The sequence below is a fragment of the Exiguobacterium sp. S3 genome (genome assembly GCF_018617295.1).
GTDB classification, from domain to species: domain Bacteria; phylum Bacillota; class Bacilli; order Exiguobacteriales; family Exiguobacteriaceae; genus Exiguobacterium; species Exiguobacterium profundum.
In genome coordinates, this window is record NZ_JACSJW010000006.1 from 33,019 (window position 1) to 54,994 (window position 21,976).

The window sequence follows — 21,976 nt, forward strand, 5'->3', positions numbered from 1 at the left end:
CAATCGCACATCCTCCTCATTATTTCACGGTAAAGTCGACCACCACACCATAATGATCACTCGGTACAACATCCCTACTCGTCCGCATGTCGCCGAATACATCGACATGCTGAACCTCGAGTTCACTACATTCCGAACGAAACAGAATCCAATCATATCGTTCAGGCTGCTCGAGATGAGAAGATTGCAAGTATGGATTGTGCTTTACGTCTAACGTCGGTTGTGATTCTCCCGCAACAAACGTCGTCACGTCCAGCCACCCTGCATCTGATACATCATCATAGATATTCGATCGAGGATGATCATTGAAATCTCCACACAACACCTCAATCGCCTTTTGGCGCCCCTTGCTTAACCAGTCTCGTACCACTTCCATCTGGCATTCTCGAATCGAAGAAGAGCGCCAGTTCAGATGCACATTCGTGAGTCCCCATTCCTGACCGCCGAAGATAAGCGTCACTCGGGTCGCACAAAAGTTTGACTCTTCCACATCCTCTTCCCAAATCGCTTCAACTGAAGACAAGGGAATTTTACTCAAAAAAGCGAGTCCTTCGTCCGGTGAGTCGGGGTAAGCATGAAAGACACAGTACGGATAACCCGTCGCTTCCGCAATGTCATGAGCCACACTACCCTCTTCGTAAGAACGGACTTCTTGAAGTGCAATTACGTCCGCGTCGATTCGTTTTACTTCTTGGCAAATCGCGTCGATTCGTTTTTGCCATAGCGTGTCATGGTTCCAAATGTTATACGTCGCAATCCTCACTTCATATTCCTACTTTCTCGAGTGAGTCACGCGCTCCCCCATTTTTGTTCTTCTTTTAACTCTCGTTCCGTGACATAGTTCTCGTCGAGACGAACCATATATCGCTCGTACCATTTATGACCGATGACGGATATGACACCTCCAGTCACCATCAACCCAATAAAGTAAGGTGTCTCAATTTGTTTCGTGACCCATCCGAACATGAGGATGAGCAAAATCGGGAACGTCAAAAAATTAAAAATCGACATCAAGTGTATGTGACGTTTGGCGTCTCGATTCGTTAAATACTTCAATTGAATCGTTTCTTTCTTCCAAGATTTTTTAATCGCAAATAAGCCCGCAAATTGACCAATCAAAAGAACAGTTCCTGCTGACACCCATCCTTTTTCAGTCGCCACAAACAACGATATACAGATCATCCACGACAGAAAAGTGAAGACTCCATTCTTTTCAGTTTCCACTCTGACAAGCTCTCTCATCTGATCACGCTTGTTCACGACGTTGCTCCTTCTCGTATTCACGGACCTCACGAATTTCTTTTAAATCTTGATCCGTCAAATAGTTCTCGTCATAAGATTGAATGACGCGGTCGAACCGCTTCGCCAAGTATTCAATCCCGAAAAACGTCAGTTGCGAAAGGAGGAACATACGGAACGATTGTGTGCTCGTCGCTTCACTCGTGAAATAGAAGAGTCCATAAATCCCGACACCCGTCAAAGCGAGCGTATGTGCCATCATTTTGAACGATAAGAGGTTACGTGCCGTTTGATTCGTCACGAAGCGCAGCCACATCCGATATTGTATAAAAATACCCGTCAAGACTGCAGCGAGCACCGCGTATAACGTTCCCGTGACAACGCCGTCCGAGAGTGTCCAATACGAGGCATAAATCAAAAAACTGACGACGAGTCCGATGCCGATAATGCCGACACCCCATTTCGTCAAGCGGTCTACTTTTAGAATCGTGTCGATTTGCGCTTTCACTTTTGGTGATAGTTCCATATGTTCTCTCCTCCTTCCAACACTTCTTCATACGTCGGTAGTTCTGACTGGTGCGCATGGATTCGCTCTTCCCACTTCTTCTCTCGATACGATTTCGTCAACCCCCAAAGGGCGACAATCCCACCGGTCAGGATGAAAGCATCTTCGTTCACATACATCGGGATGAAGAGCACAAATAACGAAACAGCACTAATCCAACAGTCAACGAGTCGATATCGCAACACCCGAACGACGTTTTGATGTTCGGCAAAAGGGCGAATGACTCGATATTCCATATATCCTTTATAAGCCATGCCCATGGATACGACCAACATGACCGGGATGACCCATGTCGCCTGTGTCCGTAACATCACGATGAACGAAATGAGGAATATGACGAGTACCGGCCAGCCAAAGAACCGTTCGAATTGTTTGGCATTCGTTATCGTGAGTTCAAATTGACGGTCCATTTAGTACACTCCCTTCAATCACTTCTTCATACGTCGGTAATTCCGGATCGATTTGTTTAAGTTGCTTCGTGAACCACTTCTGCCGAATCGGACTGAGTACTCCCCATATCCCAAAAAAGAGACCGATCACGAGACCAAAATCTTCCGCTGTCAGCAGCGTCACCATGAGCGCCGTCAACAAAATCGCATCCACCCATTCGAATACGTATTGGAATATAAGCATTCGATGAGCTTTCGGATGTTTTGTCATTCGCCACATGATACGCATCTCTTGATAGCCCATCACGACGATGATCATAGAGACGGACGCCATGATGGGGATAAGCCACATTTTCTCTAATAAGAGAGCGACAATGATGGCCGTGACATACAGAATCAAGATGGGTACGGCATAACGTCGCATTCGTCGCATCCACTTTACGTCTTGTGCCACCTATATCGCCTCCTTGTCGAAATGTATATATTCCATATCTTGTTGTTTCGTTTGTTTGTTCACGTTTAACGTCCATAGCATCGCACCACCGATGAATACCGTGACACACACATACGCCACGTTTGAGGCGAACAGTAATTGATGATTCAACGCGAGGAAAAAGGCAGCACTGTTGAACCCGTCCCGAACGAGTTGACGACGATACAATCCTTTCAGTTCTGGTTGAAACCTCAGACGCATTCGATAGCGCTTCACATATAAGATGTTCAGCGGAATGAGCGCACAGGCGATATATAACACGCCCCACGTAAGGTCATCTGTTAATAAACTGATCGGTAACATCAGTACTACAAATGTTCCAAACAGGCCGAAGATCCATTGGTCGAATAAACGCTTCCATGCTTTTTCTTGCATTATGCGTTCATTCATCTCTTTAACCGCCGTTTCTCGGATTGATCCACCGAAGGCATGCGTTCTCCAAATTGTTTTTGGAAAGTTTGACCGAACACCATCCACAAAGTGAGAACAACAAAAATTGTCAACGTGTCAACTTTCATAAAAAGGAGCGTCACGGTTATTACAATAAGAATTGCAGAATCCACTAAATCATATATGAGCTCCCATTTAAGAGATTTCACTTTGATTTTTTCGCTTACATGCGTACGGTGTTTCTGATACTTGCTAACGTCTATTCCAATCATCGCGATTCCGACAACAATGAGTGGAACTATCAGCCCTACATTACCTTCGAAGTACGACACAGCAAGCGCCATGAGAATGAACGCAAACGAGGTATATTTTATTCGAAGTGGTGACTTCCACCATGTGTCCTCTTGTACAAATCGATTTTGATTGTTCACTTAACAAACACCCTTTCTATAAAAGCATCTATCTCTCTTATACGTATAATTTCTTATTATTGTTTCACATTTTCCGAATATTCTAGCATTGAATCGTTCGACTTTTTTCAACAATTGACGAACGAAACGTATCCGCTTACAAAGGTTATCTGCTATACTGTTACCAAATTCATTCCCACAAATTTTTTTGAAAGGTGTAGAACTGTATGTCTCCGAAGTACAAGCAAGTTGCGAGTCAGATTGAAGCGGACATCGTCAATCACGTCTACCAACATACGAATAAATTATTGACCGAGGATGAGTATGCCAACAAGTATGGCGTCAGCCGCAACACGGTCCGAAAAGCGATCGAGATCCTCGTCAACAAAGGATACGTCTATCAAGTTCAAGGGAGCGGCGTCTTCGTCCGTGACCATTACAATAGTGATTACATCAATTTAGAAAAACTCCAAGGTCTCACAAGTGACTTCAGCGGTCGAAAAGTCGAGACACGCGTCTTACACTTCGAACAGACGGAGGCGAACGATGAGGTCGCCGAACGTATGAAGTGCCCGATCGGGACACCTGTCTACTTCGTGAAGCGGCTACGTCTCGTCGATGACCACCCGTTCTCGGTAGAGGATTCATACTTCCGAAAAGAGCTCGTCATCTACTTGGATGAGAACATTGTTCAAAAGTCGATCTACACGTATTTACGAAACGACCAAAAACTTGCCATCGGATTCGCCGACCGAGTCATTTACGCAGACTTTTTAGATTCAGAGTCCGCCGACCTGCTCGACCTGAACGAGAATGACCCAGCCTTGATCGTCGACAACACCGTCTATTTGACGAACGGACAAATCTTCGACGTCTCTCGTTCCATCCATCATTTTAAACATGTCAAAATGCTCAAAGTCTCGAACATCAAATCCTAAACGCGCCCGAGAGATGCTTTTCTCGTGCGCATTTTTTATGCATTTTTTTCGAAAAGAAAGGGTTTACACGAAAACGCTTTCGTGCTACTATCAACGTGTAGAAAATATTTGTACCTATGAATTTTAGTTATCCATACAAAAAGGAGAGATATTATGGTTTCTGAAACAATCGAAATCTCACCGGAAGATATTTTCGGTCTCATCGCCCTCTCGGGTGACGCCAAAGCGAGCTACCATCAAGCGATGCTCCTCATGCAAGAAGGAAAGAAAGACGAAGCCGAAGCAGCAGTCGTTGCTGGTGACGCGACATTAAAAGAAGCACATGCGATTCAAACGAAATTCGTGACGCTCGAAGCACAAGGTAAATCGGCAACGGTTGGTGTCCTCATGGTGCATGCGCAAGATCACTTGATGAACACGATTCTCGTCAAAGAAATGCTTGGATATATGATGAATATGCAAAACGAAATCAACGAATTGAAAGGAATGGATCAAAAATGATTAAAATCGGACTCTTCTGTGCGGCAGGTATGTCAACAAGTATGTTAGTAGAAAAAATGAAAGCGGTTGCCTCTGAACGTGGCATCGAAGCTGAAATCGCAGCTTACCCAGAATCGGAGATGGAAACTTACGTTGACAACATCGACGTTGCACTTCTCGGACCACAAGTGAAGTACCTCCTTTCAAAAGGGAAGCAAATCTGCGAACCAAAAGGTGTTCCAATCGACGTCATCAACACAGTCGACTACGGCATGATGAACGGTGCGAAAGTATTAGACCACTCATTGAAACTTGTAAATAAATAAACTGAGGTGATGACTTTGAAAATGCCTAAAGATTTCTTGTTCGGCGCTGCTTCGGCCTCTTACCAGGTCGAAGGCGCATGGAACGAGGACGGGAAAGGCCTCTCGAACTGGGACGTCTTCTCGAAAATTCCTGGTAAGACATTTGAAAACACAAACGGCGACGTCGCAGTCGACCATTATCATCGTTATAAAGAAGATATCGCGCTCATGGCGGAGATGGGACTCGAATCGTATCGTTTCTCCATCTCATGGCCGCGTATCTTCCCGAACGGTACGGGTGAAGTGAACGAAAAAGGACTCGAGTTCTATAACAACTTGATCGACGAATGTTTGAAACATGACATCGTCCCATTCGTCACGCTCTACCATTGGGACCTCCCACAAGCACTTGAAGAAAAAGGCGGCTGGAAGAACAAAGAGACAGTTGACGCATTCGTCCGTTTCGCAGATACTTGCTTCCAATCGTTCGGTGACCGTGTCAACCACTGGATCACGTTCAACGAAGCGGTCATCTTCTGCTCACTTGGATACTTAACAGGCGCACACCCGCCAGGCATCGAAGGCGACGTCAAAGGATATTTCCAAACGACACATAACGTCTTCGTCGCTCACGCCCGTGCCGTCGAGCTTTTTAAACAAAACGGTCACACTGGCGAAATCGGAATCACACACGTGTTCAACCCGGCGTTCAGTATTGATGACGCAGAGGAGAACAAGTTTGCCGAAATGCATGCGAACGCTTATGCGACACATTGGTTCTATGACCCGATCTTGAAAGGTGAATATCCAGAGTACGTCGTGAACGGCTTACATGAACAAGGTCTCCTTCCTGAAATGACAGAGGAAGAACTCGACGTCTTGAAACGTACCGCTCCGATGAACGACTTTATCGGTCTCAACTACTACAGCCCGCAGCGCGTCATGAAGAATGACTCGGCGCTCGTCATGGCCGGTGGACGTGAGAACTCGACAGGTCGTCCGGGTAACCCATCATTCGATGGCGTCTACAAGACGGTCAAGATGGATGACAAAGTGTACACGAAGTGGGATTGGGAAATCTCACCGGAAGCGTTCCTCGCTGGGATGCATATGCTGAAAGATCGTTACGGCGACGTCAAAATCTATATCACAGAGAACGGTCTCGGTGATGTCGACCCGATCGTCGACGGTGAGATCATGGACACGCCACGGATTGAGTACATCGAAGGACACCTTCGTGCAGTCAAACATGCTGTTCAACAAGGCATCAACGTTGCCGGTTACTATGCTTGGTCTGCAATCGACCTACTCAGCTGGTTGAACGGTTATAAGAAACAATACGGCTTCATCTATGTCGACCACAACAACGGTCTCGCACGGAAGAAGAAACAGTCGTTCCATTGGTATAAAGAGATCATCGCCACGCGCGCTGAAGACCTATAAGGAGGTTCCCCTATGAGCCGCTTAGAAAGAGTATTTGAAAAGTTCACCCCTGCTTTTGTTCGCTTTGCGAACGCCAAGCCCGTCCTTGCGATTAAGGACGGGTTCATCCTCACGATGCCGATGACCATCATCGGATCGTTGTTCCTCCTCATCCTGGCGTTACCGATTCCAGGTTGGGCTGACTTCATGTCAGGTTTATTCGGGGCAGACTGGTCACTCCCGCTCACGCAAGTCGTCGGCGCGACGTTTGACATCCTTGCTTTGATCGGTGTTTTTGGAATCGCTTACTCGTACGTCAAGAATGAAAAAATCGAAGGCGTACCAGCTGGTATCCTCGGAATCATCTCGTTCCTCATCATCACACAAGCTTCTGTCCTGTCTGAAGGCGGAGAAACTGTTACCGGGGTTATCCCGAAAGTATGGACAGGTGGACAAGGTGTCCTCGCTGCCATCCTCGTCGGATTGACAGTCGGATTCATCTACTCGCAGTTCATCAAACGCGGAATCAGCATTAAAATGCCAGACGGTGTCCCGCCAGGCGTATCGAACTCATTCTCTGCACTTGTTCCTGGTTTAGCGATCATCTCGCTCGCCGTTGCGACGTTTGCGATTTTCCAAGCGGTTGCAGAACGTACGTTCACAGAAGTCATCTATGATGTGCTTCAAGCACCACTTCAAAACTTGACAGACACACTCGCTGGAGCCGTCATCATCATGGTGCTCATGTCAGTCATGTGGTGGTGTGGGATTCACGGTGCCGCAATCCTCATGGGAATCATGGGACCACTTCTCACAGCGAATGCACTTCAAAACCAAGCCATCCTCGATGCTGGTGGTACGCTCGTCGCTGGCGAGAACGCAAAAATCGTTACGATTCAATTCCTCGACGTGTTCACGAAACTCGGTGGATCAGGAATCACAATCGGCTTCATCATTGCCGTCTTAATCGTTGCACGCTCGGCACACTTGAAGCAGCTTGGGAAGTTGTCACTTGCACCAAGTATCTTCAACATCAATGAGCCGGTCATCTTCGGGATGCCAATCGTCTTCAACCCGATCATGTTCGTCCCATTCGTCGTCGTGCCAGCCATCGCTTCATTCATGGTCTACTTTGCCATCCTTTGGGGTTGGGTCGAGCCATTCAACGCGCTTCAAGTACCATGGACGACACCTCCAGTCATCTCTGGATTCTTGATTGGCGGATGGCGCGCTGCCCTCTTACAGATTGCAACAATCGCCATGGCCGTTGCCGTCTACCTTCCGTTCGTTCGCATTCAAGACCGCGTTTCGTACGGTGAAGAATTGAAAGCACAAGATGGCTCTGATCAAGCATCAGCCTGAAACAAAAACGACAGCCCTTCTCAATAATGAGGAGGGCTGTTATATTTAGGGAAAAGAGTAAAGGAGTTGGAAATTTGAAAGCATACTATCCTTCTATATTCGCCGTTATCGCTGGTCTGTCCGGATTACTCGGACTGTTGCTTCAATCGGTCTACCCCATCATGTTGTTTCCTGTCTTTTTACTCATTGCGGGATACTTTATGGTACATGCGAATAAGCAGAAAACAACCGTCCGAAACTATACACCGAGCTTTCTAATTTTATCGAGCGCCGCCCTCGCATTCGGTCTTGGCTTCCAATCGATTTTGCCATATGCCATGCTTATCGGGGTCGTAATCCATACGGTCTGTCTCTTCTGTGCCATCATCGCACTTGGACGATATCGGGCACATGTCTCATGAAGGCTGTGACTGGACTCGGTTGGGGCGCATTGATTTTAGCGCTCGCCCTCGCCCCGCTATTGATCGTCGATTTGATTATCATCTATCTGCTTGAAGACACAGTGTTCCGAATCTTATCGACTCTCGCGATGCTCGGTTGTTTCTATCTATTGTCGACAATCCTCAGTTTGTTCGTTGATGGGTTAACGGGAGCGTTACGCTCGTTTGGTCATGCGAACGTACCGCGTCTAATCGACACCATTCTGCACGGAGCAGTGAGCGGAATCAGTCTATACGTCGTACTGACACTCTTTCCGTCTATCGATTTATCGACGCTCACCGTCATGGCGATTGTATTCGTACACTTATTCGGTGCATCATTTTGGCTAAATCGTGAGAATTCGAAAGAAGACGTACCTCTTGAACTTGATTCAATCGATCAGCAGATCATCCACCTGTTACGAACCGAAACCATCGTGTCCTGCGTCGAACGCATCCAGCATGATTACCCGAATTTACCGAAACGGGACGTATTGAAAAGAGTCAAACGCATCAGTCAATCCAACGAAGTCACCGAACCGTTTCATGGTCGGTGACTTTTGTGTGTCATCACGAGTGAATCGTGAGATTTATCTTGGTGTTTCGTTGCCCAATCTATGTAAACAAACGCCAGCCCTTTTTCAGTGCTAGCGTTTTACGTATCCTCTTTCCGGAGCGAATAGCCCTCCACTTCAAGCAACCGCATCCGTCTCTGATCAATAGCCGCATGAATAATCACGGTCACACCTGGATTGAGCTCCATCATCTTCTTGATTTTTCGTAAGTCATCTCCCTTGATCTCAACGGGCAACACAAACTCGCCTTCTCTCAAATGAACGAATTTGATTTTCCCAAGGTCGTCATATCCCGTCACTTCATATGTCGCAAACTCACGTTTCATAGAACATCCCTCCCCTATCTTCGTTCCCAAAAAGATAGCATTCCACACAAAAAATCCATCCCCGTAGCGGTGGGGATGGATGCATGTTACGCCTCGACGCTATCCGCGTGTTTGGCTTTATGGTCGGCGATGACACCGGCATACCACTTCGCGCTGTCTTTCCAAATGCGCTCCTGTGTCTCAAAGTCGATATAAAGAATGCCGAAGCGCTTCTCATAACCGAAGCTCCATTCGAAGTTGTCCATGAGCGACCAGAGGTAGTAGCCTTGAATGTTCATGCCTTCATCGTTCAAATCGGAGACGGCTTCGAGGTGCTGGCGGACGTAGTCGATCCGGTTATCGTCATGGACTTCGCCATTTTCCAGCACGTCGTCAAATGCGGCGCCGTTCTCTGTGATGTAGATTGGAAGGTCAGTATACTCGGCGCGTAAACGACGGATCAGGTCTTTGAATTCGTTCGGGGCGATATCCCAGCCCATGCCCGTCTTCTCGTAGTCCGAGTAAGCGTCTGCCTTCAAGAAATCATTTGCTGCGTTGAACTCGACAATGCCGCGGCTGTAGAAGTTGATGCCGAAGAAGTCGCAAGATGTCGAAATCGTCTCCATATCACCCGGTTGGATGAAATCGAAGTTATGCACATATTTGGAGAACAAGTTCATCATATCGACTGGATACTCACCTTTGAAGACCGGATCGAGGAACCAGCGATTCGAATACCCGTCGGCATTGTTCATCGCAAGGCGATCATTCGCAGAATCCGTCTTCGCGTACATCGGTGACAAGTTGAGCGTGATGCCGATCGGGGTCATGGACGTCATCTCTCGCTTCAACAACTCGACCGCTTTTCCGTGCGATAACAATATGTGGTGCACGGCGCGTACCGCTTCGTTCATGTCACGATGACCCGGTGCATGAACACCGACGTGGTAGCCGAGGAAGCCGGCACACCAAGGCTCATTGTGGGTAATCCAAGAGTCGACGATGTCATCAAGCTCTTCAAAACAGACTTTCGCATAATCGAGGAACCAGTCGACCGATTCACGGTTGACCCAGCCACCTTCTTCGTGAGCCCACATCGGAAGGTCCCAGTGATAAATCGTGACGGCTGGTTTGATTCCTTCTTCACGTAGACGCAGCGCCAAGTTTTTGTAGAACGCCATTCCTTCTGGGTTGTACTCTCCCTTGGCAGGGAAGATGCGTGGCCACGCGATGGAGAATCGATACGTGTCGACACCTAACTTTTTGATGTGCTGGATGTCTTCCTCGTAACGATGGTAGTGGTCACATGCGACATCGCCGTTATGCTTTTCAAACACGCGCCCGTCGATGTCACAGAACATATCCCAGATGGAAGGAGTACGGCCTCCTTCGTTATATGCGCCTTCAATTTGGTACGAGGACGTGGCTGTCCCGAATACGAAGTCTTTCTTAAAATGCATAGTGTTTTCCTCTTTTCTCTATATTTATTCTTTGACAGCACCTGCCGAAATACTGCTGACGATGTACTTCGAGAGGAACAAGAAGGCAATCATAATCGGTACGACCGAGATTGCGATGCCCAGGTAAAGCGAGCCAAGGTTCTCTGCGACTTGTGATCCTTTCAAGAAGCCCATCAAAACAGGCAACGTGTATTTCTCAGGCGAGAACAAGAGGACAAGTGGCATCAAGTAGTTGTTCCATGAGCCGATGAACGTAAAAATCGACATCGTTGCAATCGCTGGCATCATCATTGGAAGTGCGATTGTGTGGAAAATACGTAGCTCGCTCGCACCGTCAATCCGTGCCGCTTCAATCAAACTGATGTGAAGCGTCGCTTGCGTATATTGACGGATGAAGAAGACGGTGAACGGTGTTGCAATCGCTGGGACAATCAATGGAATGAACGTGTCCAAAATACCGAGCGTTTTTGAGATCTCATAGAATCCAATGAGTCCGAGTTGCGCTGGCACCATCATCATGACAAGCATGAAGATGAACATCGCATTTTTCCCTCTAAAGTTATAGAACGTAAAGCCGTAAGCCGTTAGGGCTGAGAAGTAACCAGACAAGACCGTCACCGATACAGAGATGATCAAGCTGTTCTTGAAGCCGTTCCAAATGTTGATGTATTCGCTGAGCGTCGCATAGTTGTCTGCGAGCGCCGTCCCCGGAAGAAGTGAGAACCCAGCCATGATTTCTCCATTCGTCCGGGTCGCGTTGACAATCATCATCAAGAACGGAATGAAACAGATAATCGCGAGAAGGATGAGCCCTGTATAAATCAAACCTCGTGCGAATCGCTTATTCGTTTTCTTCTTAGAAGGCGGCGCCACTTTAAGCGGACGCTCCTTTTTCCGTTTCGGCTGCGCTGCGCTATCTGGAAGCATTCGCCGTGATTCCGCATTTTGTTCCATTGCTTACGCCCCCTTCTGTGTCGCGCGCTCTTTGCGGAACATACCCTTGAAGACGACCGCCGAGAAGATCAGCGTGATCAAGAATAGGCCGTAAGCGACCGCTGACGCATAGCCATAGTTGTTATACTTGAAGGCTTGGTTGTACAAGTAAAGCACCATCGTGTTCAACGAACCGTCTGGTGAACCGATCCCGTCTGTAATCAACATCGGAAGGTCGAACAACTGTAGTCCACCGATGAGTGACGTGATCATGATGTAGAGAAGAATTGGTTTCAAGAGCGGCAACGTCACTTTCGTAAACATCTGCCAACGGTTCGCACCGTCAATGTGAGCGGCTTCGAAGTAATCTGTCGAGATGCCTGATACCCCTGCCATGACGATGATGAAGGAATGTCCGAACCACATCCATGTCAAAATGAGTGAAACGGATAACTGTGCCGTCACCGGTTCTACCAACCAGTTGATTGGATCCGAAATCAAGCCGATTTTCATCAACACCATGTTGAGTGAACCGTGCTGCCAGTCGAGTAAAATACCGAACAAGAGCGCGACCGAACTGATCGTGATCAAGTTTGGAAGATAGAAGAACGAGCGGAAGAACGATAGTCCTTTTAACTTCAAACGGAGATCAGAGAAGATGAGCGCCAAGAGAAGCGCCAATCCAATCTGCAAGACGAAGTTAATTCCCCAAATTTTGATGGTGTTGAAAAACGCCTCGATAAAGTACGTATCCGTCAACAACCGTGTGTAGTTCGCAAACCCGACGACCTCTTCACCCGGGCTCCCCGTATAGTTCGTGAAGCTATAATAAAGCGTTAAGAGGACCGGATAGATGCTGAATGTCAAGAAGACGACCCAGAACGGGGCGATGAACAGATAGCCGTAACGATCTAGTTTTTTCACGTGTATTTCTCCTTCCATAAGAACCGAGGGGGGAGCTCCCCCCTCGTGTTGGTCATCGTCAGTCTACAACGATGTCTGGGTAAGCGTTCTTCGCTTGTTTTTTGAACTCTTCAATCGCTTCTTCTTTTGACTTTTTCCCTTCTACATACTGAAGGACAGATGCACCATAAAGTGTATCGAGCTGTTGGTCGTATTTCGTGACGATACCTGGTGTGATTTCATCTGCTTCATCGAGGAAGAACTCATAGTTGTTTTGTCCGCCGAGGAACTCATCGCTGAAGTCGTCTTTGATCTTGTCTGTGACCGGGTTGAACGCAAGTACGTCGCCTGTCTCTTGTGCCCAATCTGTCAAGAATTCTTCATCCTGTGTCATGAGTTTTACGAAGTCGTAAGCGGCTTCTTTGTTTTTCGATCCTTCATAGACTCCGAGCCATGTACCGCCCCAGAAGTATGGGCTTGGTCCGCTTGTGACAGCCCAGTCACCTGCAGACTTTTTCGCGTTCTCTTTTAATACAGAGTGGAGACCCCATGTTGGGAGGACGTATGAGAAGACTTGTGTCTCTGTTTCTTTTCCGTTCTCTTTCACTTTGATTGGCTTATCCATTCCTTCGAACCATGATGGTGACCATTCTGGTGCGAGCGCAGTGTATTGCTTCTCACGAAGTTCTTTCGCATAGTCCATGTAGTTGATCTTATCTTCTGTCAAGACGAGTTCGTTTTTATCGTTGACCCACGCTTCTGGGTTTGCTCCTTGTGAGAACCAACGGATCGCACCTTCGTCCGGGAACATCTTGTATCCTTTTTGTTTCATCTTCTCAGCAACTTCGAAGACACCGTCCATCGAGCTCATCATTTCACCGATTTCAGTCGGGTCGTCTGTACCAAGTACTTCTTTTGCTAAGCTACGTTTGTAGTAAACGCCACCTGGTGTCGTTTGCCATGAAAGAGCGCGAACGTTTCCATCTTTATCTTTCCCGAGGTCAAACACGTACGGGACGTAGTTGTCTGCGATTTCATCGACACTGTATGGCTCGTCCGAAAGGTTTTCCCAATAACCTGCATCAACCCATTGTTTAAGGAATGCGATTTCTCCCGTGAAGACGTCCGGTGCGCCGACGCCACTCTCAAGTGCTGGCTTCAATTTCGTTGGATAGTCCGCGATCGGGACGATAGTCAATTCAACTTTGACACCGTTCTTCTCTTCATATGTTTTAATTGGTTCTTTTAATTCGTCCGTAAATGACCAAACTTTTAAGACGTCATCTTTTGATTCAGAAGCTCCGCCTTCGCTGTCTGAGCAACCGCTCAAGACGCCAACTGAAAGTGCTCCGAGTGTAAGTAAGCTGACTAATTTACGCATGTGTTGTTCCCATCCTTTTTATAAGTAATAGTAGAAAGCGCTTGCAAAAAGAGGTTTAAAATTATCGAAAGCGCTTTCTTTCTCGTCGAAATAAAATATCGAAAGCGGTTTCGATTTCTTTCGAAAATGAATTTCGAAATCGCGCTCCCCTCTCCATCCACTGAAGAAAAGAGAGCGACTTCGAAACATCATTGGCTATAAATCACTGTTTGACCGGTGCACAGGATGCCCGTTCGACTAAGCGTACCGGAATGACGCGACGTTCAGTGAGTCGCTCTTTCGCGGTCATTTGTTCAAGTAAAAGTTCTGCTGCCGCTTCTCCGATTTTGTCCGTATCTTGGCGAATCGTGGTCAGTTTCGGCGTGATGTATTGTATCATTTCAATGTCATCATATCCGATGACAGAGATGTCATTCGGGACATGAAGACCGTGTTCGTGAATGGCTTCGATGACACCGATTGCCATTTGATCCCCGGCCACAAAGACTGCAGTCGGTTGATCGTCTAGTTCAAGCAATCGTTCCATCGCTTGCTTGCCTTCCTCAACCGAGAAGAAACCGGCGTTGACGAGGTAGCCCGGTCGAATCGGAAGGTCCAGCTCTTGCATCGCAAGTTCATATCCTTTGATTCGCGCCGCTCCGGCGTCAATCGTTTCATCCCCAGCGATGTGGGCAATTTTTCGGTGACCGAGTTCATAGAGATAATTCACAGCGAGGCGTGCCCCTTCGATGTTATCAGAATAGACGACGCTACAGTTGGCGCTGTCCATATCGACGACGACGATCGGGATGTCGCTTCGCATGAGCTCTTGAACTTGCTCATCCATTCGGTCCGAGCAGATGACGACGATGCCGTCGACCGCACGGTGTTTAAAGTGTTCGAGGTAACTCATGTCACGATTGCGCAGATTCCGCGAGGCGAAAATTAAATCGTAGCCTTGCTCCTCTGTCGCGTGACGAAAACTTTCGATGATTCCGTTGAAGAACGGGTGCTTCATCCCAACTTCATTCGCTTCTGAAAACATGACCCCGATCGCCCATGATTTTTTCGTCGATAACGACTGGGCATGTGCGTTCGGCAAGTAGTCCATCTCAGCAGCGGCTTGAAGAATCTTCGCTCTCGTCTTGTCACTCACGTCTTTGTAATTGTTCAACGCTTTGGACACTGTCGTGATTGAGAATCCTGTTTTTTTGGCTAAATCATAAATCGTACCCATGTCATTCTCCTCTTCCCGAAAGCGCTTTCGGTAATTTGATTGTAGCGTATGGATTTGTAGGAATCAATTCTTTTTCGAGGAAACTTTTTGATTCTTTTTTCCATTCCTTGTTTCTTCTATATTACTGTAAAGGGAAGAATTTTGTCATACCTGTGTACAAGCTATATTATTCCTTAACATTGATGGTCCAGTCTCCATCTGCCGTTACGACAAACACATATACATTAGACTCTTCAAAGGAGTAGCGTTGAGACCCTTCATAACTCCCTATTTCATTCACTAACAAATCAACCTTGTTGACGTTCACTGCAAAATTAGAATCCCCATTATGCGAAAACGAAATTTGATAAGACCCTTTATCAATTTCAAAAAAGACTACATCGTCACCTTTTCCTTTTATAGCACCTGGTAGATTTTCTATTTCAAGAGGTCGATATTGCATAACATTAATTGTCCAATTACCTTGATTGCCATTTATATTTAAGTAATAATCCCCTGCATCCTCAATCCAAACAAAACTCTTTCCTGAATAGTTTCCTATTTCATTCACTAGTAAATCAATCATTTCCCCTTGATCATTTTGAAGTGTCACTGCAAAATTACTTGAACCATTGTAAGTACTGGCTACAACAGCAAACCCTCTTTCAAGCTGAATTGCATCAGTTCCCATATCTGATGAACCCTCTATTGTTGTCGTTAAATCTTCTTGAATCTTTTTGACATGATCATTTTTTACTTGATCTAAATCTTTATTCACACCTACTTCGATAATTGAGTCTGCGTCGTATACCACGATTATGTTTCGATTCTCGATTGTGACTTCATCAAACTCTAGACCATAAGCAGTATATCCTCGGTTAATTTGTAATTCATAAAATTCCATGTACTCCTTATAGTTCGATATTGGTTCCTCAGGCTGAACGTCTTGTAAAAACTCTTCCACAGAAGGTTCTTGAACTTCTTCGACCTCTTCTTCAATTACCGGTTCAGGTTCACTCTCGTCCTCTGTAACTGCTAATGTGCTCTCTTCTTCAAAATCAGTAGCCGCTTCTTGATTATTTGTTTCAAGAATTCCGAGTATGAAGATCAACCAAACACCTGCGAGAAAAATCGAGCCCCCTAATATGATAGGGAATGAAGTGATATCCTTTTTGATAAAATAACGAAATACAGAATAGAGACCATATGCCGCTCCACCTATTAGTAGAGCGATTGCAGTAAATGCAATCACACTTTCTAGCATATTCAATTCCTCCCATCTTCAATCGCTTTCATCTTCAACATTATCCATCACTAATTATTACCCATATTTCCCATACGAACCTACAATTGTTCTATCTTTTATATCGAAAAATAAAAAACCATCCAGAAATATTGGATGATTTTTAATGTGTCCGCGTATACAACCACACGAGATTCGTGAACTTTTGTACTTCTGTCTCGCCTGTCACGCCTTTAAATAGCCGTTGGAATGGCTTTAACAATTGCTCTAACACGATTTTCCGAAGACGCTCTTGTTTAAGTTCGAACGAAATCGCATCGAACAAATCTCGCTGTTCTTCCGTCATGTCGACATGCTCTTCGATGCGAGCAGCCATCTCGATCAATTCTTCGATTGTTATGAGATGTTTATCTGTCGTCCCACGCATTTGATCGACCGTGACCGGGTTCAAGACGTGCTCTCCTGTCTCCATCATCCGAGCGGCAATCAATTCGACATACGTATATAAGCTTCGGACGACTTTTTGAGGAGAGTAGGCAGCATTCGTGATGCGGTTCGTAAACAAGATATGTTGCAACATTCCGTTGAAGAGCACCGTCAATTCCATCGAATACGGTCTGACGGACTCTCCAATGATTTCCGTCAAACGCATCGCAATCCACTCGATTTCATAAATGCGATGTTGAAGTACAAGCTTCTTCAATTCATTCTCGTTCGACGACATGATCGATTCAAATAACGCGTGCAAGTTCCGCTCTTCGTTCAATTGAATCAATATCGAAATCTGTTCGATGAAGACGTCACGATCTCGCTTATCCCGCCCCATCTGCATTTCGATTCGGCGTTGCCCTGCATCATATCGTAAGTTCTCGAGGATACTAGCGACACAATCCGTCTTCGATGAGAAGTAATTATAAAACGTCCCTTTGGAGATATTAGCGCGGTCGATGATCTCTTGCACCGATGTGTGCTGTACCCCATTTTCGATGAAGAGAGACATGGCAATATCGGCAACTTTTCTCTTTTTCTCTTTCATATTTTCGTAACTCCGTTCTGTCTAGTTTGTACCTTTACTATAGCACCGAAAACCTTTTTAGACTAATAGTACAAAATGGTTGCTTTATTTATACAACGGGTATAAAATCATTTCATCGACACTTACCAACACATAACTATTTAGAAAATAAAGGAGCCATCCATATGAAACCAGAATTCCAAAAGAAACCGCCTTACGTCATGTTGGCGGTGCTCTTTGCGGGTGCATTCATCGCATTTTTAAACAACTCATTACTCAACGTCGCGCTCCCATCGATCATGGTCGACCTCGAGATTGCAGACTACTCGACCGTTCAATGGCTCGCGACAGGCTTTATGCTCGTGACGGGTGTGCTCGTCCCGGCATCCGCCTATTTGATCACTCGCTTTTCAAACCGCAGCTTGTTCATTACGTCGATGAGCATCTTCGCCATCGGTACGGCTATCGCGGCCTTCTCGCCGAGCTTCGGCTGGTTGTTGACTGGTCGAATGATTCAAGCCATCGGTGCCTCAACAATGGGACCACTCTTAATGAACGTCATGCTCGTCAGCTTCCCGCGTGAAAAACGGGGGATGGCGATGGGGATTTTCGGACTTGTCATGATCTCGGCACCTGCGATTGGACCGACACTTTCCGGTTATATCGTCGAGTACTATGACTGGCGCGTCTTATTCGAAATGATTTTACCGCTCGCGATCATCGGTCTCGCGCTCGCTGTTTGGAAAGCAGAGAACGTCATGGTCCAAAACAAAGACCAGTCACTGGATTACTTGTCGCTCGTCTTATCGACACTCGGATTTGGTGGGATTTTATACGGTGTCAGTTCAGCAAGTTCGGACGGCTGGGATAACCCAATCGTCTTGGCGACGATGATTGTCGGTGCCATTTCGTTGATCGCCTTCATCTACCGCCAGCTTCATATGGAAAAACCATTGCTCGACTTGCGTGCTTACAAACATCCGATGTTCGCACTCGCGTCAGTCATTGCGATGGTCAACGCGGTCGCAATGTTCTCCGGTATGATTTTGACACCGGCTTACGTCCAAAGCGTACGTGGCATCTCACCACTCGATTCAGGGCTCATGCTTCTCCCTGGTGCGATCATCATGGGAATCATGTCACCGATCACGGGTAAACTGTTTGACCGATTCGGGCCAAAATTATTGGCACTTACCGGTCTGACAATCACCGCGGTATCAACATATATGCTCGCAAACGTCCAACTCGATTCGACCTACACGTACATCGTCTTAACGTACACGTTGCGTATGTTTGGGATGTCGATGGTTATGATGCCGATTATGACTAATGGACTTAACCAGTTACCGACTCGCCTCAATCCACACGGAACGGCCATCAACAACACGGCCCAACAAGTATCTGGTGCGATTGGTACGGCAGTCCTCGTAACCATCATGAACTCGGTGACACGTACGGAGGCTGAATCATTGATGACAGGAGTCGATCCTGCGACACTCACAGAGAGTTCGATGGGTGCCATCACTCAGCAAGCCCTCTTATCTGGGATTCAATATTCATTTTATGTCGCACTTGGGATGAACCTCTTGGCGCTCGTCCTTGCGTTCTTCGTAAAACGAGTGGATGTGCGGAAGTTCGATGATCAAGTAGAGACTGTTGAAGAATTGAAACAAGCAAATTAAATGTTGAGAAGCCGCTTTGAATGTTGAATTCAGAGCGGCTTTTTTTAATTTCTCATTTCCTTCATAAATAAATCTGAAATTAAAATTTAATCCTAATATGGTATTATTTCTCAATGGATAGGATTCGTTTAGGAGGGTACATATGATGAAAAAAGTGTTTAGCTTGATGATTGTATTTCTTCTGATCACATCTTCTTTTCTCTCGACTGGATCAATCGTTGAGGCGGCCCCGAAGAAGCAGAATCGTGCTATTATGGGAGTATCGGCTTTGACTCCGCAACAAATGGCGGATTACGTAAAAAAGAAGAATCCTCGTGATGTCCGGCTAGTACAAACGTCGGTCGAAGACTTGGCGAACCTCTTCGTCATCATCGGCGCTAAGGAAGGTGTTCGTGGGGATGTCGCGTTCGCTCAAGCACTGAAAGAGACAGGCTACTTTCGATATGGTGGCGATGTACTCCCTGAACAACATAACTATTCCGGAATCGGGACGACTGGGAATGGCGTAAAAGGTCACTATTTCCGTTCACCGCATCAAGGCGTGACTGCTCAAGTTCAGCATCTAAAGGCATACGCCTCACACGATGCACTGAATACGAAACAAGTCGACCCACGCTTCCATCTCGTCAAGCGAGGCTCTGCAACGACGTGGCCATCTCTTCACCAAAAGTGGGCCATGCAGCCGAAAGGAAATTACGGGACCGAGATTCTTTCGATTTATCAAGAAATGTCGAAAATACCAAAACGTGTCGCTAAAGAAAACAGATAAGAAATGTAGGGGTGAAAGAACGTGACGTGCAAACAAGTTAGACTCGCGAGCGGAATCGCATTATTCGTGACCGGCGTGATGTTGTTACTCAAACGCTAATGAGCATTTCGGACAATGGTCCGAGTGCTTTTTTTGTGGATGAACACAAAGCCATGGCACTCTATAAGTACCACAGCCTTCGCTAACGTTTATATAACTCAATGCCCCCGATACTTCCCAAGCGCCCGCATATTCAAGAGGTACAAGACACCTGCATAGAGAATCAAACCGAGTAAATATACCCAGATGCCTGAAAAGCCACTTCCGTACACCATGACTTCCTTGATTGCTGTCGCTCCGTAGAAGATTGGCATGACGTAACTCAAGTTCCCGAGTCCGTATGGAATCAAGTCGAGCGGGATGAGTCCTGAGAAGAATACTTGCGGGATGATGGTGAACGGAATCATCTGTACGACTTGCAGTTCTGATCGGGCAAACACGGAGATGGTCGCCCCGAAGAGTACCGCTGTCCCTGCCATGAGTAGCATCGTCAACATGACCCACGCCATATTCCCGAGCGAAGACAAGCCGAGCACATAAATCGAATAGAGCACGATGAAAATCGACTGCACGACCGCAAACGTACCGTATCCGAGTGTATATCCTAAAATGACCTGTCCTCGCTTAATTGGGGTCATCAAGAGTCGCTCGAGTGTACCCCCACTCCGTTCTTTGACGAGTGCCATCGCAGATAGGATGAACACGAAGAAGAACGAGAAGAGGGATAGGAAGACGAAGCCGAACGAATCGAATGTCGACTGTCCTTCTTCACCATAGACGAATGACGTATCGATTTCAGCTGCAGGGTTGAGCGTCGTCAACGCATCTTGAATCTCACCAACCGCCTTCGACGACTTCGTCGAAGGTTCGCGTAACGTGATGGTCATTCCTTCCTGACCCATTTCAAACACGGCATCGACATGTACATTGTCTTCGATATATACTTTTGGATCATCGAACGATGCCTGTTCCACTTCGAGCGTCTCGTCTTCAAACGCATCGATGAGCTGTTCTGGTGCGTTGTCATCGAGGACAACGGTCGGCACGTAGTCGGAGTCCCCGAGTAAGAAGTAGACGAGTGTCAAAATGAGAAGTGGCGCAATCAAAATCAAGGCGACACTTCGTTTATCATTCAACGTCTGAAAGATGACACGTTTCGCCAAGTTACGCATGGTCACCCACCCCCTCTTTCCCGGCAATCAAGAACAGTTCTTCGACGCGGCCGTTCTCGGTCTGGTCAAGCAAATCTTGCACATGGTCATATGCGATCAACCGTCCATTATAGACGAGCGCAGCCCGGTCACATTCGAGCACTTCATCCATGACGTGCGTCGAGACGATGATGGTCGTCCCTTCCGCCCGAATCGTTTGGAACTGATCCCAAATCTGTCGGCGTAAAATCGGATCGATTCCGACCGTCGGTTCATCAAGAAACAACACATCGGGCTTATGCAGGATGGCAATGGCCAAGGAAAGACGCTTCTTCATCCCGCCTGAAAAATTGCGGACGAGCTTATGCCGGTCGTTCGTTAAATCGACAAGGTTGAGCACTTCGGTGATGCGTTCTTGGAGCGCCTTTTTCCCTAACTTATAAATCGATCCGAAGAAGGCGAGGTTCGCTTCGGCCGACAAGTCTTCGTACAAGCCATCGTTCTGCGGCATAAATCCGATTTGTTGGAGCATGTCCATGTTTGGCATCTTCGTTTCGCCGATATGGACACTTCCTTCGTCCGGTGCGAGGGCGCCGATCATGAGTCGGATGAGCGTCGTCTTCCCCGATCCAGATGGTCCGAGCAAGCAGCAAATTTCTCCGGATGGGATGGTGAAGTCGATGTTGTCGATGGCGAGTTGGTCGCCGAACGACTTGTCGACGTGTTGCAGTTGAATGTTCATTTCTGTCACTCCTTTTCGGCGCCTCCTCGTGTATACTCAAGATAATCGACACCGTGTTGGTTTATATGTTCAGTATAGTCCCCGTTCACGGTGGCAACAATCGTCAATATCGGTCATCGTGTCGGTTTTCCGACAGATGCAATGAATGTGTTGAGGAAAAGGAGAAATAAT

26 protein-coding genes are annotated in these 21,976 nt (G+C 46.8%); 9 read left to right on the forward strand and 17 right to left on the reverse strand.

Annotated features, from left to right (window positions below; genetic code table 11):
- Nucleotides 1–19: 19 nt before the first annotated feature.
- Genes KNO65_RS13780 through KNO65_RS13810 form a run of 7 tightly spaced genes read right to left on the reverse strand, consistent with a single transcriptional unit; the run spans nucleotide 20 to nucleotide 3,507 of the window.
- Entirely contained in the window at nucleotides 20–763 is a 744-nt protein-coding gene (locus KNO65_RS13780; protein WP_214784872.1) for an endonuclease/exonuclease/phosphatase family protein, read from the reverse strand.
- A 26-nt stretch (nucleotides 764–789) separates the two neighbouring features.
- Complete coding sequence (locus tag KNO65_RS13785) at nucleotides 790–1,260, reverse strand: hypothetical protein (RefSeq protein WP_214784874.1); 471 nt, start codon at nucleotides 1,258–1,260, stop codon at nucleotides 790–792.
- Nucleotides 1,247–1,765, reverse strand: a complete 519-nt coding sequence (locus KNO65_RS13790) for a hypothetical protein (RefSeq protein WP_214784876.1) — start codon at nucleotides 1,763–1,765, stop codon at nucleotides 1,247–1,249. The genes KNO65_RS13785 and KNO65_RS13790 overlap by 14 nt, the downstream gene beginning before the upstream one ends.
- Nucleotides 1,744–2,214 carry a hypothetical protein gene (locus KNO65_RS13795; protein ID WP_214784878.1) on the reverse strand — a complete coding sequence of 157 codons (471 nt, stop codon included), beginning with the start codon at nucleotides 2,212–2,214 and terminating at the stop codon, nucleotides 1,744–1,746. The genes KNO65_RS13790 and KNO65_RS13795 overlap by 22 nt, the downstream gene beginning before the upstream one ends.
- Nucleotides 2,198–2,647, reverse strand: a complete 450-nt coding sequence (locus tag KNO65_RS13800) for a hypothetical protein (protein WP_214784880.1) — start codon at nucleotides 2,645–2,647, stop codon at nucleotides 2,198–2,200. Before KNO65_RS13800 ends, KNO65_RS13795 begins: the two co-directional genes overlap by 17 nt.
- The gene (locus tag KNO65_RS13805; RefSeq protein WP_214784882.1) at nucleotides 2,648–3,076 is read right to left on the reverse strand and encodes a hypothetical protein; all 429 of its coding nucleotides are present in this window, start codon (nucleotides 3,074–3,076) and stop codon (nucleotides 2,648–2,650) included.
- Nucleotides 3,073–3,507 carry a hypothetical protein gene (locus tag KNO65_RS13810; RefSeq protein ID WP_214784884.1) on the reverse strand — a complete coding sequence of 145 codons (435 nt, stop codon included), beginning with the start codon at nucleotides 3,505–3,507 and terminating at the stop codon, nucleotides 3,073–3,075. Before KNO65_RS13810 ends, KNO65_RS13805 begins: the two co-directional genes overlap by 4 nt.
- A gap of 206 nt (nucleotides 3,508–3,713) precedes the next feature.
- Between KNO65_RS13810 and KNO65_RS13815 the strand changes: the two genes are divergently transcribed.
- The 7 genes from KNO65_RS13815 to KNO65_RS13845 all read left to right on the forward strand — a co-directional run bounded on the left by KNO65_RS13815 (nucleotide 3,714) and on the right by KNO65_RS13845 (nucleotide 8,969).
- Nucleotides 3,714–4,424 carry a GntR family transcriptional regulator gene (locus KNO65_RS13815; RefSeq protein WP_214784886.1) on the forward strand — a complete coding sequence of 237 codons (711 nt, stop codon included), beginning with the start codon at nucleotides 3,714–3,716 and terminating at the stop codon, nucleotides 4,422–4,424.
- Between the two features lie 153 nt (nucleotides 4,425–4,577).
- Nucleotides 4,578–4,925 carry a PTS lactose/cellobiose transporter subunit IIA gene (locus tag KNO65_RS13820; RefSeq protein ID WP_031424619.1) on the forward strand — a complete coding sequence of 116 codons (348 nt, stop codon included), beginning with the start codon at nucleotides 4,578–4,580 and terminating at the stop codon, nucleotides 4,923–4,925.
- Nucleotides 4,922–5,230, forward strand: a complete 309-nt coding sequence (locus KNO65_RS13825; protein WP_015880671.1) for a PTS sugar transporter subunit IIB — start codon at nucleotides 4,922–4,924, stop codon at nucleotides 5,228–5,230. The genes KNO65_RS13820 and KNO65_RS13825 overlap by 4 nt, the downstream gene beginning before the upstream one ends.
- A 15-nt stretch (nucleotides 5,231–5,245) precedes the next feature.
- Nucleotides 5,246–6,652: a GH1 family beta-glucosidase gene (locus KNO65_RS13830; protein WP_031424618.1), complete on the forward strand. Its 1,407-nt coding sequence runs from the start codon at nucleotides 5,246–5,248 to the stop codon at nucleotides 6,650–6,652.
- Nucleotides 6,653–6,664: 12 nt separating this feature from the next.
- A complete protein-coding gene (locus KNO65_RS13835; RefSeq protein WP_214784889.1) occupies nucleotides 6,665–7,993 on the forward strand; it encodes a PTS sugar transporter subunit IIC in 1,329 nt (442 codons plus the stop codon).
- A gap of 74 nt (nucleotides 7,994–8,067) precedes the next feature.
- Nucleotides 8,068–8,394, forward strand: a complete 327-nt coding sequence (locus KNO65_RS13840) for a hypothetical protein (protein ID WP_214784891.1) — start codon at nucleotides 8,068–8,070, stop codon at nucleotides 8,392–8,394.
- On the forward strand, nucleotides 8,391–8,969 hold the full coding sequence (locus KNO65_RS13845) for a hypothetical protein (RefSeq protein WP_214784893.1): 579 nt from the start codon (nucleotides 8,391–8,393) through the stop codon (nucleotides 8,967–8,969). The genes KNO65_RS13840 and KNO65_RS13845 overlap by 4 nt, the downstream gene beginning before the upstream one ends.
- Nucleotides 8,970–9,067: 98 nt before the next feature.
- On the opposite strand, the gene KNO65_RS13850 is transcribed toward KNO65_RS13845, so the two are convergent.
- From KNO65_RS13850 to KNO65_RS13885, 8 genes are all read right to left on the reverse strand, one after another.
- A complete protein-coding gene (locus KNO65_RS13850) occupies nucleotides 9,068–9,313 on the reverse strand; it encodes a hypothetical protein (protein WP_031424613.1) in 246 nt (81 codons plus the stop codon).
- Nucleotides 9,314–9,399: 86 nt separating this feature from the next.
- Nucleotides 9,400–10,752, reverse strand: coding sequence for a GH1 family beta-glucosidase (locus KNO65_RS13855; RefSeq protein WP_214784895.1), 1,353 nt, complete (start codon nucleotides 10,750–10,752; stop codon nucleotides 9,400–9,402).
- A 24-nt stretch (nucleotides 10,753–10,776) separates the two neighbouring features.
- Entirely contained in the window at nucleotides 10,777–11,706 is a 930-nt protein-coding gene (locus KNO65_RS13860) for a carbohydrate ABC transporter permease (protein ID WP_214784897.1), read from the reverse strand.
- A gap of 3 nt (nucleotides 11,707–11,709) precedes the next feature.
- Entirely contained in the window at nucleotides 11,710–12,609 is a 900-nt protein-coding gene (locus tag KNO65_RS13865) for a carbohydrate ABC transporter permease (RefSeq protein WP_214784899.1), read from the reverse strand.
- Between the two features lie 58 nt (nucleotides 12,610–12,667).
- Nucleotides 12,668–13,969: an ABC transporter substrate-binding protein gene (locus KNO65_RS13870; RefSeq protein ID WP_214784901.1), complete on the reverse strand. Its 1,302-nt coding sequence runs from the start codon at nucleotides 13,967–13,969 to the stop codon at nucleotides 12,668–12,670.
- Between the two features lie 202 nt (nucleotides 13,970–14,171).
- Nucleotides 14,172–15,185 (reverse strand): LacI family DNA-binding transcriptional regulator, encoded by a 1,014-nt coding sequence (locus tag KNO65_RS13875; protein WP_214784903.1) that lies wholly within the window; start codon nucleotides 15,183–15,185, stop codon nucleotides 14,172–14,174.
- Between the two features lie 166 nt (nucleotides 15,186–15,351).
- On the reverse strand, nucleotides 15,352–16,428 hold the full coding sequence (locus KNO65_RS13880) for a hypothetical protein (protein ID WP_214784905.1): 1,077 nt from the start codon (nucleotides 16,426–16,428) through the stop codon (nucleotides 15,352–15,354).
- Nucleotides 16,429–16,570: 142 nt separating this feature from the next.
- Nucleotides 16,571–17,443 carry a TetR/AcrR family transcriptional regulator gene (locus KNO65_RS13885; RefSeq protein WP_074034740.1) on the reverse strand — a complete coding sequence of 291 codons (873 nt, stop codon included), beginning with the start codon at nucleotides 17,441–17,443 and terminating at the stop codon, nucleotides 16,571–16,573.
- 164 nt (nucleotides 17,444–17,607) lie between these two features.
- Here KNO65_RS13885 and KNO65_RS13890 point away from each other — a divergent pair, with 164 nt between their 5' ends.
- Together KNO65_RS13890 and KNO65_RS13895 are read left to right on the forward strand one after the other, a co-directional pair.
- Nucleotides 17,608–19,104, forward strand: coding sequence for an MDR family MFS transporter (locus KNO65_RS13890; protein WP_074034742.1), 1,497 nt, complete (start codon nucleotides 17,608–17,610; stop codon nucleotides 19,102–19,104).
- A 145-nt stretch (nucleotides 19,105–19,249) separates the two neighbouring features.
- Entirely contained in the window at nucleotides 19,250–19,873 is a 624-nt protein-coding gene (locus KNO65_RS13895) for a glucosaminidase domain-containing protein (RefSeq protein ID WP_251131739.1), read from the forward strand.
- Nucleotides 19,874–20,070: 197 nt separating this feature from the next.
- On the opposite strand, the gene KNO65_RS13900 is transcribed toward KNO65_RS13895, so the two are convergent.
- Together KNO65_RS13900 and KNO65_RS13905 are read right to left on the reverse strand one after the other, a co-directional pair.
- Complete coding sequence (locus KNO65_RS13900; RefSeq protein WP_214784909.1) at nucleotides 20,071–21,084, reverse strand: ABC transporter permease; 1,014 nt, start codon at nucleotides 21,082–21,084, stop codon at nucleotides 20,071–20,073.
- Nucleotides 21,077–21,805: an ABC transporter ATP-binding protein gene (locus KNO65_RS13905; protein ID WP_214784911.1), complete on the reverse strand. Its 729-nt coding sequence runs from the start codon at nucleotides 21,803–21,805 to the stop codon at nucleotides 21,077–21,079. Before KNO65_RS13905 ends, KNO65_RS13900 begins: the two co-directional genes overlap by 8 nt.
- Nucleotides 21,806–21,976 lie beyond the last annotated feature (171 nt).

Excerpts from the sequence above, each read along its gene's own strand:
- KNO65_RS13790 (WP_214784876.1), bottom strand. The coding sequence starts at position 1,765 with ATGGAACTATCACCAAAAGTGAAAGCGCAAATCGACACGATTCTAAAA.
- KNO65_RS13795 (WP_214784878.1), bottom strand. The coding sequence starts at position 2,214 with ATGGACCGTCAATTTGAACTCACGATAACGAATGCCAAACAATTCGAA.
- KNO65_RS13805 (WP_214784882.1), bottom strand. The coding sequence starts at position 3,076 with ATGAATGAACGCATAATGCAAGAAAAAGCATGGAAGCGTTTATTCGAC.
- KNO65_RS13815 (WP_214784886.1), top strand. The coding sequence starts at position 3,714 with ATGTCTCCGAAGTACAAGCAAGTTGCGAGTCAGATTGAAGCGGACATC.
- KNO65_RS13820 (WP_031424619.1), top strand. The coding sequence starts at position 4,578 with ATGGTTTCTGAAACAATCGAAATCTCACCGGAAGATATTTTCGGTCTC.
- KNO65_RS13825 (WP_015880671.1), top strand. The coding sequence starts at position 4,922 with ATGATTAAAATCGGACTCTTCTGTGCGGCAGGTATGTCAACAAGTATG.
- KNO65_RS13835 (WP_214784889.1), top strand. The coding sequence starts at position 6,665 with ATGAGCCGCTTAGAAAGAGTATTTGAAAAGTTCACCCCTGCTTTTGTT.
- KNO65_RS13845 (WP_214784893.1), top strand. The coding sequence starts at position 8,391 with ATGAAGGCTGTGACTGGACTCGGTTGGGGCGCATTGATTTTAGCGCTC.
- KNO65_RS13850 (WP_031424613.1), bottom strand. The coding sequence starts at position 9,313 with ATGAAACGTGAGTTTGCGACATATGAAGTGACGGGATATGACGACCTT.
- KNO65_RS13855 (WP_214784895.1), bottom strand. The coding sequence starts at position 10,752 with ATGCATTTTAAGAAAGACTTCGTATTCGGGACAGCCACGTCCTCGTAC.
- KNO65_RS13860 (WP_214784897.1), bottom strand. The coding sequence starts at position 11,706 with ATGGAACAAAATGCGGAATCACGGCGAATGCTTCCAGATAGCGCAGCG.
- KNO65_RS13870 (WP_214784901.1), bottom strand. The coding sequence starts at position 13,969 with ATGCGTAAATTAGTCAGCTTACTTACACTCGGAGCACTTTCAGTTGGC.
- KNO65_RS13875 (WP_214784903.1), bottom strand. The coding sequence starts at position 15,185 with ATGGGTACGATTTATGATTTAGCCAAAAAAACAGGATTCTCAATCACG.
- KNO65_RS13880 (WP_214784905.1), bottom strand. The coding sequence starts at position 16,428 with ATGCTAGAAAGTGTGATTGCATTTACTGCAATCGCTCTACTAATAGGT.
- KNO65_RS13885 (WP_074034740.1), bottom strand. The coding sequence starts at position 17,443 with ATGAAAGAGAAAAAGAGAAAAGTTGCCGATATTGCCATGTCTCTCTTC.
- KNO65_RS13890 (WP_074034742.1), top strand. The coding sequence starts at position 17,608 with ATGAAACCAGAATTCCAAAAGAAACCGCCTTACGTCATGTTGGCGGTG.
- KNO65_RS13895 (WP_251131739.1), top strand. The coding sequence starts at position 19,250 with ATGAAAAAAGTGTTTAGCTTGATGATTGTATTTCTTCTGATCACATCT.
- KNO65_RS13900 (WP_214784909.1), bottom strand. The coding sequence starts at position 21,084 with ATGCGTAACTTGGCGAAACGTGTCATCTTTCAGACGTTGAATGATAAA.
- KNO65_RS13905 (WP_214784911.1), bottom strand. The coding sequence starts at position 21,805 with ATGAACATTCAACTGCAACACGTCGACAAGTCGTTCGGCGACCAACTC.